The following is a 2,985-nucleotide window of genomic DNA, read 5'->3' as shown; positions in this document are numbered from 1 at the left end:
GAGTATATCATAGCCGCGCAGCACCTTCCCAAAAACCCCGCGAACGGTCTTGAGCGACAAACCCAGGATATCGCCTAGAGAGAAAGGGGTATGCCCACTAATCTCTTCGGCATCATCGCGTAGCTCAACTTTTCTTACCCTAGGTTTCCGCGAGGACTTTGTTTTTCGAGATACTCAATAAACTCTTCTTCTCGCTTGCAAAGACTTCTTCCCTTAAGATAAGAAACCCCGAATCCCCATGAAAAGTCGCGCAAAGGAACCGCAACGACCTCTTTGTGATCCCGAAACACCTCAAGCTGTGCGAGGTGCGGCAAGGAAAACCCAATACCCTCGCCACGCAAGACAAATTCATATATCCAAAATATCTCTGAGTATTCCACAATACCCAACGGCTCTATATTCTCTCGTTGAAAGCGATCAAGCAACAAACGGCAGCACTTAAACCCATGCCCAGGAATAGCAATCCGCCGCCGGGCTATATCCTCAATTCCCAGAGACTCGTATTTGCTTAGAGGATCATCCCGATGCACCCAGTAACATACTGGAGAATAATACAGTTCATGCGTGACAAAATCATCCGCCGAAGGCAAGATAGTCAAAGCTAAATCGTACATACCATCACGCACCACCGACTCGCAAAGAGTGTCGGGAAGTTCATTGAGAGTGATTGAAACATCTTTGTATTCATTTTGAAAATCCGCAAGAAAATTTGACCCCAGTAAACCAGGAATCCCTAAAGAAGATGCGACGCGTATCTCAACGTAGCCACTTGACGCGATCCTCTCAAAGGCACTCGCAAGTAAATTCCGCTCTGTCTGCATGTGTTTTGCATATTCGTAGAATTCATCAGCATAAGGAGTAGAGCGCCGTATACCATCTTCGTCGATAGTAAAAAGCGTTACCCCAAGTTCTCGTTCGAGATTACGAATAGCTTTCGTAAAGCCTTGCGGAGACATAGGCACTTTGCTTGCCCCGGCGCTGAAGCTAGGTGCATCGTAAGCCAAGATGAAATAATCATATTTATCCTTAACTTCCATGCAAGACCCCCCGCCTATGCTGCCAAAAACAACACCTATAACTCTTCTATTGTAGTGCACAGAGAAAGATTAGTCCTGCAACAAAGCGGTTCAGGGCACATCTCTTCGCTACATACGAAAGGATTGAACTCAAAGCCCCCGCAGGTGGATACTTGGCTTATGTCGCAGGGGGCGACATCCTTCCTTTTGAGGAAGGTATGATTCAAGGAGGATTTCATGGAAAAAACTATCAAGGGGCTCAGTCGTCGTTCATTCTTGGCTGGGGCAGGAATTCTTACCGCCGGAGTTGCAGGAGCCGCACTGACAGGCTGTGGAGCAAAACCCAAATCGAGCGAAAGTACAGCTGCCACCGAAGCGGGAAGCGCGACCCCGAATAGCGCCAGCGCTAAAGACTTTTGGGCAATTCCAGAGCTTGGCAAACCAGCTGAAACCCTGCAAGCAGACATCTGCATTGTCGGTGCTGGCGGCACAGGCACCGCAGCAGCCATTCAGGCTATTGACCTTGGTCTAAAGCCTCTTATCATCGAGCGTCTTGCCGGATATGGCGGATCTTTTATAGGCACCGAAGGTATGACGGGGTTGGAAACCCATTTTACCGAAGCTGAAGGTGGCACGATTTGGAACGGCGAAAAGTACGACGTAAAAACCGCTATGAGCACATGCCTTAACTATCACCATTGGATCCCTCAGCATAAACTTTATGAAAACTTTTTTGGGCAGACTGCTGAAACTATCGAATGGCTCGAAAGCCACAGTATCGTATTCGAAGGAAATATCTCAATCGGTGCAGGGCCAAAGGTGTGGCATGTCTACAATAAGGGAGATAACGCAAGCCCCGGCGGCTATTTCATGCAGTGCTTTGGTGCTGAAGCGCAAAAACTAGGCGTAGAAGCCCGTTTTGAAACCTTCGGTCGCAAACTGATTATCGAAAACGGCAAGGTTTCAGGATTGCTTGCTGAGACAGCAAAAGGCGACGTTATTAAAGTTGAAGCTCCTGTTGTTATTATAGGTACTGGCGGATATGCAAATAATTCAGAAATGCTTTATGGCGTTTCCGAAACAAAAAATGAAAATATTCAAGCACTTGGCATGAATTGCCGCGATGGCGACGGCCTCAAGATGGCCAAAGATGCTGGGGCTGAATTCGCCGAAGGACTGGGAACGGTTATGTGGTGCGGTCCAGTCCCTGTTGGCGCCATTACCGCGGAGTGGACAACCGATGCTTATTCTGCCGGAGTGCAGCCCACCCTGTGGCTCAACGAGAAAGGCGAACGTTACTGCAAAGAAGACCTCTGGCTTGATGACTTTGCCGGTGCGGGTATTTGCGTTCGAAACCAACAAAAAACATTTGTCTTATTTACCGAAAACGACATGCTTACCTGGGAAAAATCAGGACCATACGGCCAGGTATTTTCCTTTGGTACTCCAGGCACACCGCTTGCCAAGGCACGTGCGGTTTTAGAAAAATGCGAAGCTTGCCATGTGGGCGCTACGCTTGAAGAGGTAACGAAGGCAGCCGGTCTTGATGCAGCGGCTGTCAAAACAACAGTTGATACATATAACAACTATTGCGCCGCAGCTGCAAACGCGGATGGCGAAGACGTAAGCATTGATAAAGAATTCGGCAAGCGCGCCAAATACCTGCATAAGGTCGCTGAAGGTCCTTTCTGGCTTTGCGAAGTGGCCGATGGATTCTACACCACCTGCGGAGGTATTAAGGTAAACGAAAAGACCCAGGTGCTCGATACTAAAGATCAAGTTATTCCCGGGCTCTATGCAGGAGGCTCGGATGCGGGCGGTCTTTACGGTGACTCATACGACGTAAAATATGCACCCGGATCTCAAGCAGCTTGGGCCGTCAACTCAGGTCGCCTTGCCGTCAAAGATGCCCAAGAATACTTAAAGGCGTAGACTTTCTGCCGGAAAATCTCTTGGTTTGCCGCTTTGA

At 48.7% G+C, this 2,985-nt stretch carries 2 protein-coding genes; one reads left to right on the top strand and one right to left on the bottom strand.

Annotated features, from left to right (window positions below; translation table 11 throughout):
* Positions 1 to 134: 134 nt before the first annotated feature.
* A complete protein-coding gene (locus tag RR842_RS13375) occupies positions 135 to 1,037 on the bottom strand; it encodes a LysR family transcriptional regulator (RefSeq protein WP_332730085.1) in 903 nt (300 codons plus the stop codon).
* Positions 1,038 to 1,253: 216 nt separating this feature from the next.
* On the opposite strand from RR842_RS13375, the gene RR842_RS13370 reads away from it, so the two are divergent.
* Positions 1,254 to 2,948: an FAD-binding protein gene (locus RR842_RS13370; RefSeq protein WP_332730084.1), complete on the top strand. Its 1,695-nt coding sequence runs from the start codon at positions 1,254 to 1,256 to the stop codon at positions 2,946 to 2,948.
* Positions 2,949 to 2,985: the final 37 nt, after the last annotated feature.

The organism is Gordonibacter sp. (assembly GCF_036667095.1).
Taxonomy (GTDB): domain Bacteria; phylum Actinomycetota; class Coriobacteriia; order Coriobacteriales; family Eggerthellaceae; genus Gordonibacter.
The sequence above is the reverse complement of the archived record's forward strand: the minus strand, read 5'-3'. Positions and strand labels throughout refer to the sequence as shown.